4 protein-coding genes and 1 pseudogene are annotated in these 6,299 nt (G+C 74.5%); 4 read left to right on the top strand and 1 reads right to left on the bottom strand.

Annotated features, from left to right (window positions below):
- A partial coding sequence (locus tag Q0L15_RS10575; protein WP_296604211.1) for a DUF664 domain-containing protein occupies positions 1–344 on the top strand: 344 nt, incomplete at its 5' end.
- Between the two features lie 21 nt (positions 345–365).
- Here the strand turns inward: Q0L15_RS10575 and Q0L15_RS10580 are convergent.
- Positions 366–2,942, bottom strand: a complete 2,577-nt coding sequence (locus tag Q0L15_RS10580; RefSeq protein ID WP_296604212.1) for a SpoIIE family protein phosphatase — start codon at positions 2,940–2,942, stop codon at positions 366–368.
- Positions 2,943–3,063: 121 nt separating this feature from the next.
- On the opposite strand from Q0L15_RS10580, the gene Q0L15_RS10585 reads away from it, so the two are divergent.
- The 3 genes and pseudogenes from Q0L15_RS10585 to Q0L15_RS10595 form a co-directional block, all read left to right on the top strand.
- The gene (locus Q0L15_RS10585) at positions 3,064–3,807 is read left to right on the top strand and encodes a helix-turn-helix domain-containing protein (protein WP_296604213.1); all 744 of its coding nucleotides are present in this window, start codon (positions 3,064–3,066) and stop codon (positions 3,805–3,807) included.
- A 64-nt stretch (positions 3,808–3,871) separates the two neighbouring features.
- Positions 3,872–4,999, top strand: coding sequence for a hypothetical protein (locus Q0L15_RS10590; protein WP_296604215.1), 1,128 nt, complete (start codon positions 3,872–3,874; stop codon positions 4,997–4,999).
- Positions 4,996–6,299 (top strand): annotated as a pseudogene (locus Q0L15_RS10595) (copper oxidase); the annotation flags it as partial. The gene Q0L15_RS10590 and the pseudogene Q0L15_RS10595, both read left to right, overlap by 4 nt.

The raw sequence follows: 6,299 nt of genomic DNA on the forward strand, positions 1-6,299 counted from the left end.
GGGTCCTGCCGGCCGAGGTCACGACGGCCGACCTCCTCGCGTTCTACCGGCGCGTGTGGGACTTCGCCGACCGCACGTTCGACGAGCTGGGCCTCGACGCGGTCGGCGCCCCACCGTGGTGGGGCGACCCGGCCGACAACCAGGTCACGCTGCACCACATGCTGGTGCGGGTCATCGACGACACCGCACGTCACGCCGGTCAGGCGGACATCCTCCGCGAGGCGATCGACGGGGCGGCCGGGCTCGACCCGACGTACCCGAACCTCCCCGGCGACGGCTTCGACTGGGATGCCTATCGGGACAGGCTGACCGCGATCGCCGACGGGTTCGGGCCGACGAGCTGAGGCCGTCCAGGCTCAGGCGCATCAGTCGCGGGCGACCGTCGGCGGGACGACCTCGGGCCCCGCGGCCGGGGGCCGAGGGCCGTCCTCGGGGTGCAGCCGCACCGCGACGACTGCGACGTCGTCCTCGGGCCGCTCGGGGAGCAGCCGCCGCAGCAGCTCGTCACACAGGTCCTCCAGCTCCAGGCCCCGGGCGGTGAGCTCCTCGAACACGCTCGTCAGCACGTCGATGCCGTCGTCGAGGGGCTGGCCCCTGCGCTCCACCAGCCCGTCGGTGTAGAGCAGGACCGTGCTCCCACGCACGAGGACCATCTCCGACTCGTCGCGCGGGACGTCGGGGGCGAAGCCGAGGAGGAGGTCGGGCTGCGGACCCCAGAGGACGCGTACGTCGGGCTGGTCGGGCGGCCCGGTCACGAGCGGCGGCGGGTGGCCGGCGTTGGACCAGCGCAGCCGCAGGACGCCATCGCGCCGCTCCTCCTCGGTCGCCTCGAAGCGGGCGATCGCCGCGGTGGCCGTGGTGTCGACCAGCAGGGTGGCCATCGCCTCGTCCACGCGGCGCAGCACCTCGGCCGGGCCGTCGCCGGTGGTGACGGCGATCCCGCGCAGCAGGCTGCGCAGCTGTCCCATCGCCGCGGCCGCCGCGGTGTCGTGGCCCACGACGTCGCCGATGACGACGACCGTCGCCCCGGCCGGCTGCATGAAGGCGTCGTACCAGTCGCCCCCGACCTGGGCGACGTCGGCCGCGGAGGTGTAGCGCACGGCGACTTGGAGGTGGTCGGGCTGCGGCGGCGCCGTCATCATGCTCAGCTGCAGCGTCTGCGCGAGGTCGCGCTGCTCGCTGTAGAGGCGAGCGTTGTCGAGGGCGAGCCCGGCGCGGCCGGCCACCTCCTCCAGCGTGGCGAGGTCCTCGGTCGTGAACGTCTCGCGGTCGCCGCTGCGGAAGATCGTCACGAGCCCGACCGTCCGACCCCGCGCGCGCAGCGGCACCACGGCGGCGGACTCGGGGGCGAGCCGGACGAAGATGTTGCGGGCCTCCCCCGGCTCGAGGACCTCGGCGACCCGTTCGACCGCGCGCTCGGGGATCGCGACCAGGCGTCCGGCCCCGAGGGACCTGGCCACGAAGGAGGAGTCGCGGAGCGCGTGCACCCGCATGCGGGCGTAGGTCTCGACGAGCGGCCGCATCGCGGGGTCGGCGTGCCACCACCCGACGTCGCGCAGCTTGCGACGCCAGTCGGGCCCCAGGGCTCCGTCGTAGCCGTCGACCCGAGTGATGACGCACCAGTCCCCCAGGCCGGGCACCAGGAGCTGGCCGAGCCGCGCCACGGCCTCGTCGATGTCGAGGGTCCCGGTGAGGGCCTGGGAGACCTCGGTCAGCACGGCCGCGCGCCGCTCCGAACGCTCGAGGGCCTGCGCCGCCTGCCGCCGCTCGGTGATGTCGATGAAGTAGACCGAGAGTCCGTCGGGCGTCGGCCAGGCGCGGATCTCGTACCAGCCGTCCAGCGGCGGCGGGTAGTAGGCCTCGAACGCGACGGGTCGCTGGCTCGCCACCGCACCGCGGTATTGCTCCTCGAACTCGCTGCCGACGGCGGCCGGGAACAGCTCCCAGATCACCGCGCCGATGACGTCGACACCGATGCCGCCCAGCAGCCGGCGCGCCTCGGCGTTGGCGTAGACGAACCGCCAGTCGGTGTCGAGCTGGAAGAACGCCGTCGGCATCGCCTCGAGCACCCGCGACACCCGGGCGTCCTCGTCGCGGACCGCGGTGGTGTCCGACGCGGCGCCGAGCACCCGCACCGCCTGGCCGTCGGGGCCGGGCACGGCGCGACCTCGCGCCCCGATCCACCGGACCTCGCCCGCAGGCAGCACCACGCGGTACTCGGCGTCGTAGAGCCCGCACGACTCGATGGCCTGCTGCAGCGCGTTCGTGACCCGCTCCCGGTCGTGGGGGTGGACCGCCGCCTCGAACGACTCGATCGTGCCGCCGAAGGTGTCGTGGTCGAGACCGAACAGCTCCAGGAGCCGGTCGTCCCAGCGCAGCTCCCCGGTCGTCAGGTCCCAGTCGAAGGCGCCGACGCCCGCCGCGTCGACGGCGAGCTGCCAGACCAGCCGCTCGTCCTCGTAGTCGGCGGCCAGCGAGGCCATCTGCAGCTCGGTGAGGATCGGGTCGGCCAGCGCCTCCACGATCGCCATCTCGGCGTCGGTCCAATGACGCGGTCCCGAGCTGTAGACACCCAGCGCGCCGATCGCGTCGTCGCCGCGGACGAGAGGGACGCCGAGGAAGGCGCCGATGCACGGATCCTCGGCCGAGACCGCGGCGGTGCGCGGGTCCTGTCGTACGTCGTCCACGCGGACCACCTGCGCGCTCTCGACCGCGAGCCGGCAGAGCCGCTCGGGGACCGACCCGGTCGTCGGGTCCGCGGTCGAGGCGTCCCGCCCATCGGCGACCAGGAACACCTGGGCGGAGTGGGCGCCGAGGACCGTGGCCGCCACCCGGGCCAGGTGGTCAAGCGATGCCGCCCGCGCCGGCGGCGGGGTCAGGACCGGCCCCGCGGGCGCGCCGCTGCTCGCGGTGTCGCCGTCGCGGGCGGACGTCGAGCTCACAGGGGCTCCTGCCACAGGGCGGATGGGAGCCGTCATCCTCGCATCTCCGGAGCGACTCGCGGGCACGAGCGAGCGAACCCGCCTCCTTGTTTGACACAGGTCGCGATGTGACAATCAGAGGATGACGAGCCCCTCGCTCGCGGATCCCTCCGCGCCCGTCCCGGGTCGAGCACGCCGCACGGAAGTGCTCGCCCTCCTGCGCCGCGCCGATCGGCCCCTGTCGGCGGCCGAGGTCTCCGAGGCGATGACGCTGCACGTCAACACCGCCCGGTTCCACCTCGACGGCCTGGTCGAGGACGGCCTGGCCGAGCGGACCACGCAGCCGCGAGACACCCCGGGCCGGCCGCGCATCCTCTACTCCTCCGAGGGCCCCACGATCGGGCCGCGCAGCTACGAGCTGCTCGCCGAGATGCTCACGGGCTTCGTCTCCTCGCTCCCCGGGGCCGGGCCGAGCACCGTCGCCCTCGGCAAGTCGTGGGGGCGGCACCTCATCGAGCGCCGGGCGCCGTCCGAGCGCGTGGACGCGGCCGAATCGGTGGCCAGGCTGAGCCGGATGATGGACGCCGTCGGGTTCGACCCCCAGGTCCACGAGAGCGAGCCCGAGGTCGAGATGCACCTGCGCCGCTGCCCGTTCCGCGAGGTCGCCGAGAAGCACACCGACGTCGTCTGCGCCCTCCACCTCGGCCTGATGCGCGGCGCCCTCGAGGAGCTCGACGCCCCCGTGGAGGCGAAGGCGCTGGAGCCGTTCGTCACCCCCCACCTGTGCGTCGCCCGCCTGCAGCCGCGAGCCGTCGACCCCGACGGCTCCGACGTCCCCGACGATCCCCCGCACCGGCCGGACGCCGTCTCGACCGCGACCTCCTGAGCCGGGGATCCGGGCCCGGGGGGCCGGGCTCGCCGCAGGCTCCAGAATTTAATACAATGTCGTTGTGAAAATATCGGCCGGGCCCGTCACGCCCCGCAGCTCCCGCCGACGCGGACTCCTGCTGGCCCCCGCAGGCCTCGCGATGCTCGCCGGTCTCGACGCCGCACTCCAGCTCGTCGACGTGCCCGCGCCCGTCTCGGCCGAGCGCCTCCCCGACGTGCACGGGATGCTGATGGTCCTCGGCTTCGTCGGCACCCTGGTGTGTCTCGAGCGGGCCGTCGCGCTCGGCACGGCCTGGGGATACCTGGCACCCGCCCTGCTCGGCGCGGGGGGCCTGCTGCTGCTCGCGCCGGTGCCCCTGACCGTGGGCCGCACGGCCCTGCTGCTCGGGATGCTCGCGATGACTCTCCTCTACGTCCCGCTGTGGCGACGGCAGCGCGACGACGCCGTGCTCGTGCAGGCGCTCGGCGCCGTCCTCGGCGCAGGGGCCGCGGCGATGTGGCTCGGCGACACGGACATGGCGCTCCTCGTGCCGTGGCTGACCGGCTTCTTGGTGCTCACGATCGCGGGCGAGCGCCTGGAGCTCGCCCGGCTCGCGATGGGCCCCAGCGCCGGGCCCACGCTCGTGCTGCTCAGCATCGGACTCATCGCCGCGACCGTGGCCTCCCTGCTCTGGCCCGCGACCGGCTATCCGCTGCTCGGACTGGCGCTCGCGGCACTCACCGCGTGGCTGGTCTCCCACGACGTCGCCTGGCGGACCGTCCGCCGCGCCGGGCTCACCCGCTTCATGGCCGCCAGCATGCTGGCGGGCTACTTCTGGCTGCTGGTCGCCGCCGTCACCTGGACCCTGCACGGCGCCGCCCTGTCGGGGCCGGCGTACGACACCGTCATCCACGCGACGTTCCTCGGCTTCACGATCTCGATGATCATGGCGCACGCGCCGGTGATCCTGCCGGCGGTGCTGCGTCGCCCGCTGCCCTACCGCACCGTGCTGTGGGCACCGCTCGTCCTGCTCCACGTGTCCTTGGCGCTGCGGCTGTGGCTCGGCGACGCCCTCGGCGTCCACCTGGCGTGGCAGGTCGGCGGGGCCACGAACGTCGTCGCCCTGCTGTCGTTCTTCGCGCTGAGCGCGTGGTCGGTGCTGACCGCCGGACGCGTGCGGTCCGCGCGGGCCGAGGAGGTCGCGGCATGAGCCTCACGATCTCCGGGAGCCGGCCCGTCGGCACCGGTCAGCGCCGTGGGTTCGCGCCCCTGCGCGACCTGCCCGCCCTGCTGTGGCTGACCGCGGTCGTCGTGGTCTCGCTCGTGCACCGTGAGCTGCCGGCGCCGCGGTGGCTGCTGCTCCACCTGTTCCTCCTCGGCGCGGTCACGCACTCGATCCTGGTGTGGAGCCAGCACTTCGCCGACGCCCTTCTCCACACCGCACCGACCACGACGGCCTACCGCGCCCGCTCGGTGCGGCTGTTCCTCTGCAACCTCGGCGCGGTGCTCGTGGTGGTGGCCGTGCCGACCGATCGGTGGGCGCTCGCGGCCGCCGGCGCGACCTCGGTCGCCCTGGCGGTCGGGTGGCACGCGGTGTCGCTGGTCGACCAGCTGCGTCACGGGCTCGGCTCGCGGTTCGCGGTCACGGTCCGCTACTACGTCGCCTCGGCGGCGCTGCTCCCGCTCGGGGCACTGTTCGGCGTGCTGATGGCGCGCGGTCTCTCCGAGCCGTGGCACGTGCGGGTCATGGTCGCCCACGTGGTCGTGAACGTCCTCGGTTGGATGGGTCTGACGGTGCTCGGCACCGTGGTCACGCTCTGGCCCACGATGCTGCGCACCCGCATCGCCGAGGGCGCCGAGCACACCGCCCGGCGAGCGCTCCCGGCGCTGCTCGCCGGCCTGCTGCTCGCCGTGGCGGGCTGCCTCGCCGACGTCCGTCCCGCGACCGGGGCGGGACTGTTGGTGTACGCCGGCGCGCTCGTCGTGCTCGCCCGGCCGTTCGTCAGCGTGGGCCGCACCAAGCCACCGGCGCACTTCGCGACCTGGTCGGTCGCGGCGGGCGTCGCCTGGCTGACCGGGCTCGTCGCGATCCTCGGCGTGGGCGTCCTCCTCGCCCCGACCTGGATGGACGCCCACGAGCTGGCCAGCGCCCTGACCCCCGGCCTCGCGGCCGGGTTCGGCGCCCAGGTGCTGCTCGGCGCGCTCTCCTACCTCGTGCCCGTCGCCGTCGGTCGCGGCCCGTCGGGAGCGCGTGCGGCCAACGTCGAGATGGACCGCGGCGGCGCTCTGCGCGTCGCCGTCACCAACGCCGGCCTCCTGGTGTTCCTGCTGCCGACCCCGAGCGCCGTGCGCGTCGTCGTCTCCGCCGTCGTGCTCGTGGCGCTGGCGGCGTTCCTGCCACTGATGATCCGGGCCCTGCGCGCCGCGCGACGCGCCCGCCAGCAGCCGGTCGACGCGGTCCCCCGGAGCGATCGGTCCGGGCCGGCACCGGTGGCCGCCGCCCGGCCGCG

This window comes from Nocardioides sp. (genome assembly GCF_024509035.1).
Lineage (GTDB): Bacteria > Actinomycetota > Actinomycetes > Propionibacteriales > Nocardioidaceae > Nocardioides.

Bases quoted from the DNA above. Each gene is read 5' to 3' on its own strand.
- Q0L15_RS10585 (WP_296604213.1), top strand. From the start codon at position 3,064: ATGACGAGCCCCTCGCTCGCGGATCCCTCCGCGCCCGTCCCGGGTCGA.